We start from the raw sequence: 13,618 nt of genomic DNA on the forward strand, positions 1-13,618 counted from the left end.
ACGCCGCGGCTTTCAAGAGGGCGCGCAAAGGCCTATAGGCGCTGGCCATGTCCGCCATCCCATCTATTTACACCGTCGCCGCCCTCTATTGTTTCGCCCGCTTTCCCGATCCGCAGGCGCTGGCCGCAGATCTGCGCGCGCGCTGCGCCGATCTGGGCACGTGCGGCACGCTGATCCTGGCCGGGGAGGGGATCAACGGCACGGTCGCGGGCGATGCGGGCGCCATCATGGCTTTGATCGGGCATATCCGCACCCTGCCTGGCTGCACCGACGCCGACGTCAAATATTCCTGGGCCGATGCCGCGCCCTTCGCCCGGATGAAGGTGAAGGTGAAGGCGGAGATCGTGACGCTGGGCGTGGGCGATCTCGACCCGGCGACGCAGGCTGGCACCCATCTCGACCCGGCCGACTGGAACGCGCTGATCGCCGATCCCGATACCGTCGTCATCGACACCCGCAACGCCTATGAAGTGGCGGTCGGCACCTTCCAAGGCGCTATCGACCCGGAAACCCGGTCCTTCCGCGAATTTCCCGACTGGTTCGACGCCTTCGCCGCGGACCTGAAGGCGCAGGGTCGGAGCCCGAAGATCGCGATGTTCTGCACCGGCGGCATACGCTGCGAAAAATCCACCGCGCTGGTCAAGGCGCGCGGCTTTGCCGACGTCTATCACCTCAAGGGCGGCATCTTGCGCTATCTGGAGGAGATGCCCGAAGCCGACAGCCGCTGGCAGGGCGATTGCTATGTCTTCGACGAGCGGGTCGCGGTCGGCCATGGCCTCCAAGCCGGCGACTATGTCACCTGCCGCGATTGCGGCCTGCCCCATCTGCGCGATGCGGCGCATGACTGTCCGGGCGACGAGTCCGGTGTTTGGCCGCACCGGGGTTAAGCGGACGTCTCCACCAGTTCCGCTATCTCGAAATCATAGCGTTTCCATCCCCGCATCTTCGCCCCTTCCGCTGCGGCGGCGCGCTTCTTCTTCGCCTCCGCCAGCGAGCGGACATGGCCCCAGAAGACCTCGGTCCTGCCATTGTCCAGCACCGCGACGATCCGCCAATAATGGGTGAAGGGATCGGCGGTAGGTCCGATCGTCTTGACATAGCCGTCCGCCATGGTGGCGGTCAGGTAACGCTTCCTGCGGGCCATGCGTCAGCCCCGATAGCGATGCAAGCCCGCGCCATGCGCACGCAGCCATGCCCGCGCCGGGCGCGGGTCCGCGCCATAGATCCGCTTATGCGCCGCATGAAAGGCGGGGCTGTGATCCATGTGCAGCAGATGCGCCAGTTCATGCGCCACGGTCGCCCTGCGCACCTCGGGCGGGGCCAGAATCAGCCGCCAGCTATAGCGGATGGCCCCGGACGAGGCGCAACTGCCCCAGCGGCTGCGGGTATCGCCCACGCCGACCGATGCAACGATCAGCCCATGCTCGCGCGCGATTTCGTGGCTTTCGGTCTCCAGCACCGCCCTGGCGCGGCTGACGAGCCAGCGCTGCACTCGCACCCCCACTGATTCCGCCGCGCCGCCCAGCAGCAGCCGGTCGCCCTCCAGTCGGATCGTGCGGGTCGCGCCCGCGACCCAGTGGATCGTCACCTCGCGCCCCTCCAGCGGGAAGACCGCACCATGGTCGAGCCGCGTGACAGCGGGCTGCCTGGCCATCTGGGCGCGCACCCAGCCTTCATGATCCTGCGCCCAGCCGAGCGCCTTTTTCAGGTTTGCCCGCGCCGGCAGCGACAGGCGCAACGCCCCGCGCGTGCTGTCGATCGTCAGCCGGTAGGCCCGCGCCCGCGCCGATCGGCGCACCAGCACCGGCATGGCCACGCCATCGATCAGGATCGCCGCATCGGGATCAGAGTTCGCGGTCGACAAGATGATTTTCCCAATCGCCCGCATCGGCCTCCGCGATCGTCCAGCCGCGCACCGATTCCTGCGCCCGATGCACCGCTTCCCGGTCGCCGCAGATCAGATAATGCCAGTCGGGCAGCGGCAGTCCCTCTTCACGCAGCCGGTAGGCGCATGTTCTGGGCAGCCAGCCGATCTGCCTGACCTTGGCCGGGGTCAGCCGCACGCAATCCGGGACGAACGTTCGCCGATCCTTGTAATTGCTGCATTGCCCGCTCTGCCGGTCGAGCAGGCGGCAGGCGACATTGGTCGGATAGATCCGCCCCGTCTCCTCATCCTCGGCCTTGTGCAGACAGCATTTGCCGCAGCCATCGCACAGGGCTTCCCACTCGGCCTTGTCGAGCTTGTTAAGCGGTTTTTCCCAGAAGTGCGTCACTTGACCCATTTTTCCAAGAAGGCGACCACCTTGTCCGGCGCGCCTTCATTCACGTCCGCCGTGGCGGGATCATCCACCGGCACGAGCGCAACCGGCTTGCCCTCGCCGTCGAACAGATAGGGGGTGCGGCTGTGGCTGACCATATAATCGCTCGCGCCCCCGGCCTTTCCAGACCCTTCCTCGGGATTATAGATCACCACGAAATCCTTGGCGACCTTGGCGATCTGATCCTTCGTGCCGGTGAGGCCGATCAGGCGCGGATGGAAGGCCGCGACATAGGTTTTGAGCACGGCGGGCGTATCGCGTTGCGGATCGACGCTGATGAGCATCGGCTGGACCCTGGCGGCCAGGGCCGGCCTGTCCTTCTCGAATTGCGCGAACCCTTGCATGATCCGTTGCAGATCGACCGGGCAGACGTCCGGGCAATAGGTATAGCCGAAATAGACCAGCCGATACTGGCCCTTATAATCGTCCCAATGGGTCGGCTTGCCGTCCTGGTTGGTCAGGGTGAAGGGCGCGCCGATCCGCGCGCCGATCAATTCGCCCTGTTCGCTGTCGCCGCTTGATGCATTCCCGCCAGCACCCATATTGCAGGCAGCCAGCAAGGCGAGGAAGGGCAGGGCGATGGAAGGCAGGATGGATGGGGCGACGTCTTTGTTCATGGCATGGCCAGCCATGCCCTGCTAGGACGCGATTTGCAAATGCAACGGGGCGCATGATGAAGACGAAGCTTTTTTCCGCATTGCTGGGTTCGCTGGCGCTGGCGCTGCTGGTTCCCGGTCCCGCCCAGGCGCAATTTTCGGACAATTACAATTTTCTGAAGGCGGTGAAGGACAAGGATGGGGAGAAGGTCACCAACCTGCTCCAGAAACCCGGCTCCACCGTCATCAACAGCCGCGACGTATCGACCGGCGAAAATGCGCTGCACATCCTCGTCGCCCGGCGCGATGGAACCTGGCTGACCTTCCTGTTGTCGAAGGGCGCCAATCCCAACCTGACCGACAATGACGGCAACAGCCCGCTGATGGATGCGGTGCAGGGCCGGTTCGAGGAAGGCGTGCGCACGCTGCTCGCCTACAAGGCGCAGGTCGACAAGGTGAATGACAGCGGCGAAACCCCGCTGATCCGCGCGGTGCAGCTGCGCGACGTCGGTCTGGTCCGCCTGCTGGTGGCGCAGGGCGCCAATCCGGAGAAGCGCGACACCATCGCCGGCATGTCCGCCCGCGACTATGCCAAGCGCGACGGCCGCACCCCCGGCCTCACCGAAGCGCTCGACGCCGCCAAACCCGCAGCCGCGCCCAAGGGGCCGGTACAAGGCCCGGTGTTTTAGGGGACGCGGAAGGTCGGCTTTACCCAACGTCATGCCAGCGAAGGTCGTTAAGAGGCGCGTGACTCTCAACGACCTTCGCTGGAGTTACGACAGTCGGTGACCAAGAATGGTCGTCTATGGCCTTCAACCTCCCCAGCCCAGCTCGGCCGCATGGTCCGGATCGCTGAGCGCCGTCAACCGCCGGGCGGCGCGCCGGGCGAAGCGCAGCGTCTCCGCCTTGCGCCGAGCCGCCGCCAGCGGCTCCACCGGGGCCGGGCGCACCAGTTCGGCGTCATATTGGTCCGCGACGATCAGGCCTGTGCGCGTCGGCCACAGCGCCTCGCTCTCGAACGGGCCAAGGTCGAACCCCGCCGGCACAGCCCAGAAGAAGCGATCGCAATAGTCGAAATAGTCGGGCCATTTCATGTCGCCCAGCAGATCGGCGCGACTGCACTTGATCTCGACGATGGTCAGCCGTCCCGCACCGTCGATCGCCATGATGTCGGCGCGGCGCCCGTTGGGCAACGGCACTTCCAATATACCGCTCATGTCGTGGCGGAAGAAGAGCCGCAGCGTGCCGCGCGCCACCGCCATTGCGGTGCCGTCGGTCAGCGGCGAACAGGTGTCGACAGGGGCGCTATTCATCGGCTCATCTTAGAACAGAAAAGGAACAAATGAAAAGGCCGATTCGGATGAACCGAACCGGCCTGACGCTTTCGCTATCGCGAACCGGCGCGTTCCCGCGCCCGCTCCTCACCGATAGAAGATATGATTGTCGATCATCGCCAGCTTGGCCTTGCCCCAGCCCGGCGAAACCCGGCGGGCGTGGAAGAAGAGCGCGCCTTCCGCGCGGCTGTCCCAGCTGTCGTTCATCGCGATCTGGGCGATGGCGACGGCTTCGCGCCAGCTACGGCTGTCGGCGCGCACGGCCGGCATCGAATGGCCCCGCACGAAGCTGAACTGGCTGGGCTGATAGACGACGCCGCACAGGCTGTCGGCGAAGCGGCCGGACTTGGCCCGGTTGATGATGACGCGCGCGACAGCCAACTGGCCTTCCAGGCTTTCGCCCTTGGATTCGAAATAGACCGCGCCGGCCAGGCAATGCATGTCGCCTTCCAGCTCCTCGGGTGCGCCCTGGGCGTCGACCAGAGCAGCGAGGCTGGTTGCCTGCGTGTCGGAATCGGTGGAAAATTCGGTTGTGGCCTTGTTGGCCGATGCCAGCGGCTGCGTAACTTCACGCGGCGCGGCGAAAATGACGGCGGACTGCGCGCCAGTCGGAGACGTTTGCGGGAACGTCCGGGGGAGAGAGGTGGCCGTGGCGATCGATTCGCCAGCGATCGACATGTCGGACGCCGTGACCGCCGCGGCGGCGGACAGGGCAAAGGCTGCGGCGATGGCAGCTTTCAGACGAAAACTCATTACTACTCAAAAACATGCGGTTATTGGCCAGCAACGTCGTTTTCAACACATATTCTATGACGTTCGGCCGCCCCCCGTCTGCGTGTTTACCGGCCCCGCCCCCCAATGGGCGAATTCGGCAACCTGCGCGTTGGCGTGGGCGGCCTGTGCCCAAACCATTGCGATGAGTCAACGATCAGCAGAGTGTTTCAGCGGCAAACCGTTCCGCTTCCGGGATGTCGAGTTCTATTATCCACAGGTCGGGGTCCGACTTGCGCCGGCGCGCCACATAATCGGCGAGCGCCTCAGTCCCCTCTTCGACCGAAGGACCACAGCGCATCAACGCATGACCCCCGGCAAAGTTCGACACCCGCTCGAAAAGACCCGATTCCTGGCCTTTTTCCAGCGTCTGGACCAGAATCACGCCACTGATCGCGTCGCCTCTGACCAGGATCGTGGCAAAGCCGCCCGCGGCCGCGACCCGCCGCCGCAATGCACCCACCAGCATTGCGCTGGTAAGCCGGGCTTCAGGCGCCATAGCCCGGCAGCGAGGAGAGCGGAAATTGCGATCGCATGAAGGTGCCGGTGCCGCGCCCGACCTCTTCGCCATCGGAATCGATCAGGCTCGCTTCGGCGACATAGACCCGGCGCTTGCCGCTGATCCAGCGGCCCTCGGCGCGAATCCGGCCCGGCGCGATCGGACGGGTGAACAGCAGGTTGAAGGCGGTGGTCAGCAGGAAACGGTCGCTGACCAGGCTGTTGGCGGCGTAGAAGGCCGCGTCATCCAGCATCTTGAAATAGACGGTGCCATGTACCGCGCCCGCGGCGTGGAACTGGCTTTCGTCGACGTCGAAATCGATCACCGAGCGGCCCGGTTCACGGATGGTGAGGTCCGACCGGAACAGCCGGTTGATCGGCGCCGAACGATAGAGATTCTCCAGCGCGCGAAAATGCGCCGCTTCGCCGCTCGCGCCGCTGCCGGGGTGCAGCTCAGGCTGCGTCACGCGCCCCGCCGCCCGCCAGCAGCGCATGGAGCGCGCCGGTCGACTGAGCGCCGCGCAGCCGGGCCACCTGGCCTTCATCGCGCAGATAGCGCGACACGCGCGCCAGGGTCTTCAAATGCTCCGCGCCGCTGTCGACCGGCGACAGCAGGGCGAAGACGACGTCCACCGGCGCTTCGTCCACCGCGTCGAACGGCACCGCTGGATCGAGCAGCACGACTACGCCGCACATCTTGGACAGGCCAGCGATCTTCGCATGGGGAATGGCGACGCCGCCGCCAAAGCCGGTCGACCCCAGCCGCTCACGCTCGAACAGGGCGTCACCGACTTCGTCGGCATCCAGATCATAGGCGCAGGCGGCCAGCCCGGCGATCTTCTGGAACAATTGTTTCTTGCCGTTCGCCGACAGGCCCGTGGCGAGCGCTTCGGGCGAAACGATGTCGTTGAAATGAACCATGGTCAATCCGAAACGGCCGAGCCGCGCGGCATAGTCTTCGCGCTTTCCTCGGACAATGAAAGCCCGGCCCCATAAGCCGCCCGCACCATCAGGTCAACAGGCGGCCGGGGCCGGGCGTGGGGTCAGCCGCGCGGACCGACCCAGTCACCACCCATGGCGTCAGCCACGGGGCTCGACCCATCCAATGGTCCCGTCATGGCGACGATAGACCATGTTATAGGCCGATGTGCCGGCATTAAGGAACAACAGCGCATTGGTGTTGCGCAGGTCCAGCATCATCACTGCGTCCGAAACGCTGGCTTCGGGAATGTCGACGCGGGTTTCCGCCACGATCAGCGGCGCATCGGCGGCTTCTTCCTCGTCCTCCGCATGACCGGCGAAGATGGTGTAGCCGGCGCCGTCGATATCATCGACGCTATAACCGTTGGTCCGCTGTGCTTCGGCTGCGGCCGCCTGACTGCTGCGATCCTTGAGGCGGCGCATATAGCGACGCAATTGCTTTTCGATACGGTCGGACGCCTGGTCGAAGGATGGATGCGCCTCCTGCGCTTCGCCGGCTCCTTTCAGGATCAGGCCGGTCATGACATGGCACACGATATCGCAGTGGAAGGCGCCATGGGGCGCCTTGCGAAAGGTCACATGAGCGGAAATCGTGCGGGAGAAATATTTCTCGGCCATCGCCTCCAAACGGTCGGTGACATGGCTCTTGAGCGCCTCACCCGTTTCGACCTGATGCCCGGAAATGCGAATGTCCATATGCCTTCTCCTTATTCTTGCCGGATCGCCAGGAAGGCGACCCGGTTGGTGTGGAGACATGAGGACCAGTCAGGGACCGGCTTGTCTCAGGCCTCCTCCAGCCAGAGCGGCTTGGTGAGCGTCGCGATGAACGCCGCATGCCGCTCCAGCTCCTGCGCGCTGGCTGTAAAGACGCGTGCAGGACGAACAGGGCGAACCACGGCGCCAGCCGACAGTTCCACCCCGACGATCTCTTTCTCTTCCTCCTGTGCCAGACCCAGGCCGATCTGACGGCCGCCGGTCAGTTCGATATAAAGTTGCGCCAGCAATTCGGCGTCGAGCAGCGCGCCATGCTTGACGCGATGGCTGCGGTCGATGCCGTAACGGGTGCAGAGCGCGTCCAGGCTGTGCTTGGCGCCGGGATGCAGCGTCCGGGCGATCGCCACCGTATCGATCATGCGATCCATCGACACGTCGGCATGGCCGCAGCGCCGCAATTCATGATTGAGGAAGCCGAAGTCGAACCGCGCATTATGCGCGACCAGCGGACTATCCTCCAGAAAGGCGAGCAGGTCGGCGGCGCCGGTGTGGAACAGCGGCTTGTCCGACAGGAAATGGCTCGACAGGCCATGCACCGCTTCGGCGGCGGCGGGCATGTCGCGTTGCGGATTATAATAAGCGTGGAAGGTGCGACCGGACGGCACCCGGTTGATCAGTTCGATGCAGCCGATCTCGACCAGCCTGTCGCCGGACGCCGGATCGAATCCTGTCGTTTCGGTGTCGAAAATGATCTCGCGCATCGCCCTCTTCAATCGACTCTGTGGGCCAACCCTTATCGACCTGTCTGCGCGCCAAGGCAAGCGGCGAGACGCCGCACCTGCGCGCGGGTGTCGGTGAAGGTTGCGCCGGTGTGGATGATATGGTCCGCCCGCCGCCGCTTTTCCGCATCGGGCGTCTGCAACGTCAGAATCTGGCGGAATTTCGTCGCGGTCATGCCTGGCCGGGCCAGGACGCGCTTGCGCTGTTTCCATGCCGGCGCGGTCACGACGATGACGCCGTCCAGCCGTTTCTGCCCCTGGGTTTCGAACAATAGCGGAATGTCTAGGACCACGAATGCGCGCGACCGGTGCCGGCGCAGGAACAGCCGCCGCGCCGCCTGCACCGCGGGATGGACGATCGCCTCCAGCGCCCGCCGCTCCTGCGGATGGCCGAACACCGCCGCGCCCAGTTTCGCGCGATCCACCCCCTTCGGCCCGGTCGTGCCGGGAAAGCGCGCCTCGATCGCGGGGAGCAGCGCGCCGCCCGGTCCCTGAAGCCGATGCACCTGCGCATCGGCATCGAACACGGGCACGCCTTCGCGCCGCAGCATCGCCGCCACGGCCGACTTGCCCATGCCGATCGATCCGGTCAGGCCATAGACTTTCATCAGTCCGCCGCGAGCAGCAGCGCGCGCAATTCCTCGTCCAGATCGCGGGGCGCCTGCGCGTCGAAGAAGATGTCGAAGGCGAGCGCCGCCTGGCCGATCAGCATTTCCAGGCCGTCGAGCGTTTTCAGACCGCGCGCTTTTGCCGCCTTGAGCAACCCGGTTTCCAGCGGCGCATAGACGATGTCATAGACCGTCGCGTCCTCCGCCAAAAGGCTAAGGTCCAGCTCCAGCACCGGCTGGCCGACCATACCGAGCGAGGTCGAATTGACCAGCAGGTCGGCGGTGGGCACCCGGTCATCCATGGCGATCGCCCGACCCGGCGTACCGCTGCGGTCGAACAGCGCCTGCGCCTTGCCGACGTCGCGCGCCATGATACTGATGTCCGGCACGCCCAGACTGGACAGGGCGAACAGGATCGCCCGCGCTGCGCCGCCCGATCCGACGATCACGGCGCTCTGCCCCTTCCACTTGTCGCGCAGCAGCGGCTGGAGGAAGCCACCCGCGTCGGTATTGGTGCCGATCAGCGGCCCGCCGGTTTCGCTGGCGATGGTGTTGACCGCGCCGATCCGTTCCCGCACTCCACCCGGATCGTCGACATAGTCCATCACCGCGATCTTGTGGGGCAAGGTGACGTTGCAGCCCAGCCAGTCGGGATCGCTGCGCCGCATCAGGAAATAGGCGGCCAGCCCCTGCGGCGTCACATGGGTCTTCCTATATTCCGCCTCGATATCCAGCGCATTCAGCCAGAAATTATGGATCAGGGGGGATTTGCTATGGTCGATCGGATCACCGATGACCTCAGCATAGGGGAGGGTATCGCTCATGCCGCCAAAACGCCGCGCACGCGCAGAAAGTCAAGCAGCGGCAGCAACGGCAAGCCCTGAATCGCAAACTGGCTGCCCTCGACCTTGCTGAACAACTGCGCGCCCGGTCCCTCGATCCGGTAGCAGCCCACGCACCAGCGCAGTTCCTCCCAGTCACTATCGAGATAGGCGGCGATGAACGCGTCGGACAAAGGCCGCACCGTCATCCGTACCCGCTCGATATGGCGCCAGATCGGTTCGCCGTTCAGCACCATCACCGCCGCACTGTGGAGATGATGGACCCGGCCCGACAATAGCTGCAATATCCGTGTCGCATCGGCGCGATCCACCGCCTTGTCGATCATGGCGCCGCGATCCGGGCCATCGCCGATACTCAGCGTCTGGTCGCAGCCCAGCACCAGCGCGCCCGGCACCCGGCGCGACACCTTCAGCGCCTTCAACTCCGCCAGCGCATCGGCCAGCGCGCGCGCGTCCAGCCCGTCGGCGCGCAGCGCGTCCTTGGCGGCCTCCTCGTCGACGCCGGGCGAGAGGGTTTCGAACGGCACCTGGGCGGCGGTCAACATCGCCCTGCGGCTCGCGCTCTGGGACGCCAGCACGATCATGCCTCCACGCCTTCCGCCAGTTCGCGATCGTTGAACAGGTTGATGATGGCCGCGGCGGCCTCCTCGATCGATCGCCGGGTCATGTCGATCACCGGCCAGCCATTGTCGGCGAACATGCGCCGGGCGAAAGCCAGTTCCTCCTGCACCTTCTCATTATCGACATAGGCTGTTTCGGGCGCCTGGTTGAGCGAGAGCAGCCGGTTGCGGCGTATCTGGATCAGCCGTTCGGGGCTGACGGTCAGCCCGACGACCATGGGATGCTTGAGGCTATAGAGATTGCGCGGCGGCGGCGATTCCGGGACCAGCGGGATATTGGCGGTCTTGTAGCCGCGATTGGCGAGGTAGATCGACGTCGGCGTCTTGGACGCGCGCGACACCCCGGCCAGCACGATATCGGCCTCTTCCCAATTTTCATGCCCCACGCCATCGTCATGGGCGATGGTGAACTGAATCGCCTCGATCCGAGCGAAATAGGCTTCGTCCAATATATGCTTGCGCCCCGGCCGGGTCCGCGTCTCCTGCCCCAATATGTTGGACAGGGCGTCGGCCACGCTGTCGAGCGCCGCTACATGGGGCAGGCCGAGCGCGCGGCAGCGCGTCTCCAGCCGCTTGCGCAGGGGATGGTTGGTCAGGGTGAAGAGGACGAGGCCGGGATTGGCGCTGATTTCCTCCATGATCCGGTCGAGATGGACATCGGACCGCACCATCGGCCAGAAATGCCGGATCGCCTCGACATTTTCGAACAGGCCGATCGCCGCCTTGGCGATATTCTCCAGCGTTTCGCCGGTGGAGTCAGACAGGAGATGCAGGTGGATGCGCGCCATGGGCCTATCTCTGTGGGCAGGCTGTGGATAAAGCAAGGGATGAAATAGGGGATAAAAACACGCCTTTCCGCCATCCCCGGAGCCGGGAATCTTATCCACATGCCCCCAACAGACCCGTATTTTCATCCACAGCCTGTGGATAGCGTGGATGACCATGGTGACTCGGACGGCAAAGCGCGGCGTCCCTGAGTCAAGCTGTTGGCAAATCCGGGCGCAACGCATAAACCCCGCTGCCAACCGCCCTACTATCTCCATCATCCTTTTTGAATCTTAATAATAAGAGAGACTATAGATGAGCCCCGACGCGCCGAGCGACCGTCCCGCCAAACCGCTCATGGCCGTTCTCAGGGGCGAGCGTCCCGCCGTCCCGCCAATGTGGCTGATGCGCCAGGCCGGACGCTATCTGCCCGAATATCGCGCGCTGCGGGCGGACAAGGGCGGGTTCCTGGAACTGGTCTATGACAGCCCGGCCGCGGCGGAGGTAACGCTCCAGCCCCTGCGCCGCTTCGGCTTCGACGGCGCGATCCTCTTTTCCGACATTTTGATCGTGCCCTATGCCATGGGCCAGGATCTCTGGTTCGAGGCTGGAGAAGGCCCGCGTCTCGCCCCGATCCTTGCCGAAACCGACCTGTCCGCGCTGACGCCCGATTATAGCCGCTTCGAGGCGGTCTACGAGACGGTGCGGCAGGTGAAGGCGGCGCTGGACCCTGCGGTCACTTTCCTGGGCTTTGCGGGCAGTCCCTGGACCGTTGCGACCTATATGGTGGCGGGGCAGGGCAGCAAGGATCATGGTCTCGCCCGCCGCATGGCCTATAAGGAACCCGATCGTTTCGCCGCGCTGATCGACGCCATCGTCGATGCGACCGTCACCTATCTCTCCGGCCAGATCGACGCGGGCGTGGAAGCGGTGCAACTGTTCGACAGCTGGGCCGGCAGCCTGTCGCCCGCGCAATTCCAGCGCTGGGTGATCGAGCCGAACAAGCGCATCGTCGCGCAGCTCAAGGCGCTGCACCCCGATATTCCTATCATCGGTTTCCCCAAGGGCGCCGGCGCGAAACTGGCCGATTATGCCGCCCAGACCGGGGTCGATGCGGTCGGCGTCGACGAAACCATCGATCCGCACTGGGCCAACGCGGCGCTGCCGCAAGGCATGCCGGTGCAGGGCAATCTCGATCCGCTGGCGCTGATCGCGGGCGGGCGCGTGGTGGAGGAATCGGTCGACAGGATCCGCGCCGCCTTCGCCGACCGGCCGCACATCATGAACCTGGGCCATGGCATTTTGCCCGACACGCCCATTGCGCATGTCGAAGCGCTCATTAGCTATGTGCGAAGATCTTGATGTTGCGATTTGCGAGCCGTCTGACGTGACATCGATTAAGGGAGTTTACGCCTGATGGCCTATCTCGGCGCCGCCTATCTCTGGGTGAAGGCCGCCCATGTCATCTTCGTCATCTTCCTGATGGCGGGTCTGTTCATGATGCCGCGCTTCTTCGTCTATCATCAGGAAACCGCGCCAGGCTCGCCCGAGGACAAAAGATGGATCGAGCGCGAGGGACGGTTGCTCAAGATCATCCTCAACCCGTCGCTGGTGCTGGTCTGGCTGTTCGGGCTGATGCTGATGGTGGAAATCGGCGCCTGGCATTTCGGCTGGTTCCACCTGAAACTGCTCTTCGTCCTCGGCCTGTCGGGCTATCATGGCTGGATTGCGGGCTATGCCAAGAAGCTGGCGCGGGGCCAGCGTCCGCTCAGCGACAAGCAGTTGCGCATGATGAACGAAATCCCCGGCATCGCCGCCGCGGTGATCGTCATCGCGGTGATCGTGAAGCCCTTCTAAATCCTCCCCAAAGCTGTTTGGGGAGCGCCACAGCCGCTGAAGGCGGTATAGGCGGGAAGTGCGAAGTTAAGCCGGATCGACCGCGATATTGTCGATCAGCCGGGTCTTGCCCAGCTTCGCTGCGCCCAGCAGCCGCGCCGTGCGGTCCAGCACTGCCATCGGTTCCAGCGTCGCCGCGTCGCACAGCGTCACATAGTCGATCGGATCGAAGCCATGCGCCGCCAGCGTCGCGATCGCCCTGGCCAGCGCGCCATCGACCGGTTCGCCCCTCTCGATCTGTCGCTTCGCCTCGCCCAGCGCGCGGGGCAGGGCCAGCGCCGCCTTGCGCTCATCTTCGCTGAGATAGGCGTTGCGGGAGGAGAGGGCGAGGCCATCCTCGGCCCGCTGGGTCGGCATCCCGACAATCTCGATTCCCAGATCGAGGTCGATCACCATCCGCCGGATCACCGCCAGTTGCTGATAATCCTTCTCGCCGAAAATCGCGACATCGGGCCGCACCTGGTTGAACAGCTTGGCGACGACCGTGGACACGCCATCGAAATGGCCCGGCCGCGCCGCGCCGTCCAGCCCTTCGCTGACCCCCGACACGCCGATATTGGTGGCATAGCCGGCCGGGTACATGACATCGACGGTGGGCATCCACAAGATGTCGATGCCGGCTGCCGCCAGCAACTGCGCATCTTTCGCCTCGCGCCGGGGATAGGCGTCGAGATCCTCGTTCGGCCCGAACTGTCGGGGATTGACGAAGATCGATACGACGACATGCCGTCCGTGCCGCCGCGCTTCCTCCACCAACGCCATATGCCCGTCATGCAGCGCGCCCATGGTAGGCACCAGGACCAGCGGTTTTCCATCGCTTTTCAGCGCATCGACGGCGGCACGAAGGGCGGGCAGGTCACGCAGCGTTTGCACGGAAGGAACGGCTCCGATAAGGG

General features: G+C 64.8%; 20 protein-coding genes. 4 read left to right on the forward strand and 16 right to left on the reverse strand.

Annotated elements, in window-relative coordinates; genetic code table 11:
- The first annotated feature begins 47 nt into the window (after positions 1-47).
- Positions 48-887 carry an oxygen-dependent tRNA uridine(34) hydroxylase TrhO gene (gene trhO / locus SBA_RS02790; protein WP_261935815.1) on the forward strand — a complete coding sequence of 280 codons (840 nt, stop codon included), beginning with the start codon at positions 48-50 and terminating at the stop codon, positions 885-887.
- On the opposite strand, the gene SBA_RS02795 is transcribed toward trhO, so the two are convergent.
- The 4 genes from SBA_RS02795 to SBA_RS02810 are packed head-to-tail and all read right to left on the reverse strand — an operon-like array spanning position 884 to position 2,950.
- Complete coding sequence (locus tag SBA_RS02795) at positions 884-1,144, reverse strand: hypothetical protein (protein WP_129925484.1); 261 nt, start codon at positions 1,142-1,144, stop codon at positions 884-886. The genes trhO and SBA_RS02795 overlap by 4 nt on opposite strands.
- 3 nt (positions 1,145-1,147) lie before the next feature.
- A complete protein-coding gene (locus tag SBA_RS02800; protein ID WP_390902370.1) occupies positions 1,148-1,888 on the reverse strand; it encodes a M48 family metallopeptidase in 741 nt (246 codons plus the stop codon).
- Positions 1,845-2,282 carry a YcgN family cysteine cluster protein gene (locus SBA_RS02805; RefSeq protein ID WP_129925486.1) on the reverse strand — a complete coding sequence of 146 codons (438 nt, stop codon included), beginning with the start codon at positions 2,280-2,282 and terminating at the stop codon, positions 1,845-1,847. The genes SBA_RS02800 and SBA_RS02805 overlap by 44 nt, the downstream gene beginning before the upstream one ends.
- The gene (locus SBA_RS02810; protein WP_261935817.1) at positions 2,270-2,950 is read right to left on the reverse strand and encodes an SCO family protein; all 681 of its coding nucleotides are present in this window, start codon (positions 2,948-2,950) and stop codon (positions 2,270-2,272) included. Before SBA_RS02810 ends, SBA_RS02805 begins: the two co-directional genes overlap by 13 nt.
- Before the next feature lie 38 nt (positions 2,951-2,988).
- On the opposite strand from SBA_RS02810, the gene SBA_RS02815 reads away from it, so the two are divergent.
- A complete protein-coding gene (locus SBA_RS02815) occupies positions 2,989-3,603 on the forward strand; it encodes an ankyrin repeat domain-containing protein (protein ID WP_390902371.1) in 615 nt (204 codons plus the stop codon).
- A 123-nt stretch (positions 3,604-3,726) separates the two neighbouring features.
- Here SBA_RS02815 and SBA_RS02820 read toward each other — a convergent pair whose 3' ends face one another.
- The 11 genes from SBA_RS02820 to SBA_RS02870 form a co-directional block, all read right to left on the reverse strand.
- Positions 3,727-4,227: an MmcB family DNA repair protein gene (locus tag SBA_RS02820; protein WP_224546619.1), complete on the reverse strand. Its 501-nt coding sequence runs from the start codon at positions 4,225-4,227 to the stop codon at positions 3,727-3,729.
- A 108-nt stretch (positions 4,228-4,335) separates the two neighbouring features.
- Positions 4,336-5,001 carry a cell wall hydrolase gene (locus SBA_RS02825; RefSeq protein WP_261935818.1) on the reverse strand — a complete coding sequence of 222 codons (666 nt, stop codon included), beginning with the start codon at positions 4,999-5,001 and terminating at the stop codon, positions 4,336-4,338.
- 175 nt (positions 5,002-5,176) lie between these two features.
- Positions 5,177-5,518, reverse strand: coding sequence for a DUF1491 family protein (locus SBA_RS02830; protein ID WP_261935819.1), 342 nt, complete (start codon positions 5,516-5,518; stop codon positions 5,177-5,179).
- The gene (locus tag SBA_RS02835) at positions 5,508-6,011 is read right to left on the reverse strand and encodes a PaaI family thioesterase (protein WP_224546615.1); all 504 of its coding nucleotides are present in this window, start codon (positions 6,009-6,011) and stop codon (positions 5,508-5,510) included. Before SBA_RS02835 ends, SBA_RS02830 begins: the two co-directional genes overlap by 11 nt.
- A complete protein-coding gene (locus tag SBA_RS02840) occupies positions 5,971-6,438 on the reverse strand; it encodes a PTS sugar transporter subunit IIA (RefSeq protein WP_224546613.1) in 468 nt (155 codons plus the stop codon). The genes SBA_RS02835 and SBA_RS02840 overlap by 41 nt, the downstream gene beginning before the upstream one ends.
- 159 nt (positions 6,439-6,597) lie before the next feature.
- Positions 6,598-7,194, reverse strand: coding sequence for a ribosome hibernation-promoting factor, HPF/YfiA family (gene hpf / locus SBA_RS02845; RefSeq protein ID WP_224546612.1), 597 nt, complete (start codon positions 7,192-7,194; stop codon positions 6,598-6,600).
- 86 nt (positions 7,195-7,280) lie between these two features.
- Complete coding sequence (gene dnaQ, locus SBA_RS02850; RefSeq protein ID WP_224546611.1) at positions 7,281-7,973, reverse strand: DNA polymerase III subunit epsilon; 693 nt, start codon at positions 7,971-7,973, stop codon at positions 7,281-7,283.
- A 32-nt stretch (positions 7,974-8,005) separates the two neighbouring features.
- On the reverse strand, positions 8,006-8,599 hold the full coding sequence (gene coaE, locus SBA_RS02855; protein ID WP_261935820.1) for a dephospho-CoA kinase: 594 nt from the start codon (positions 8,597-8,599) through the stop codon (positions 8,006-8,008).
- The gene (gene aroE / locus SBA_RS02860; RefSeq protein WP_261935821.1) at positions 8,599-9,423 is read right to left on the reverse strand and encodes a shikimate dehydrogenase; all 825 of its coding nucleotides are present in this window, start codon (positions 9,421-9,423) and stop codon (positions 8,599-8,601) included. Before aroE ends, coaE begins: the two co-directional genes overlap by 1 nt.
- Positions 9,420-10,025 carry a Maf family protein gene (locus SBA_RS02865; protein ID WP_261935822.1) on the reverse strand — a complete coding sequence of 202 codons (606 nt, stop codon included), beginning with the start codon at positions 10,023-10,025 and terminating at the stop codon, positions 9,420-9,422. Before SBA_RS02865 ends, aroE begins: the two co-directional genes overlap by 4 nt.
- Positions 10,022-10,849 (reverse strand): pyruvate, water dikinase regulatory protein, encoded by an 828-nt coding sequence (locus tag SBA_RS02870; protein ID WP_224546607.1) that lies wholly within the window; start codon positions 10,847-10,849, stop codon positions 10,022-10,024. The genes SBA_RS02865 and SBA_RS02870 overlap by 4 nt, the downstream gene beginning before the upstream one ends.
- 292 nt (positions 10,850-11,141) lie before the next feature.
- Between SBA_RS02870 and hemE the strand changes: the two genes are divergently transcribed.
- Positions 11,142-12,188, forward strand: a complete 1,047-nt coding sequence (hemE, locus tag SBA_RS02875; protein ID WP_261935823.1) for a uroporphyrinogen decarboxylase — start codon at positions 11,142-11,144, stop codon at positions 12,186-12,188.
- 54 nt (positions 12,189-12,242) lie between these two features.
- Positions 12,243-12,683 (forward strand): CopD family protein, encoded by a 441-nt coding sequence (locus SBA_RS02880; protein WP_261935824.1) that lies wholly within the window; start codon positions 12,243-12,245, stop codon positions 12,681-12,683.
- A gap of 66 nt (positions 12,684-12,749) precedes the next feature.
- Here SBA_RS02880 and panC read toward each other — a convergent pair whose 3' ends face one another.
- Positions 12,750-13,595: a pantoate--beta-alanine ligase gene (gene panC / locus SBA_RS02885; RefSeq protein WP_224546604.1), complete on the reverse strand. Its 846-nt coding sequence runs from the start codon at positions 13,593-13,595 to the stop codon at positions 12,750-12,752.
- Positions 13,596-13,618: the final 23 nt, after the last annotated feature.

It is taken from the genome of Sphingomonas bisphenolicum, assembly GCF_024349785.1.
Lineage (GTDB): Bacteria > Pseudomonadota > Alphaproteobacteria > Sphingomonadales > Sphingomonadaceae > Sphingobium > Sphingobium bisphenolicum.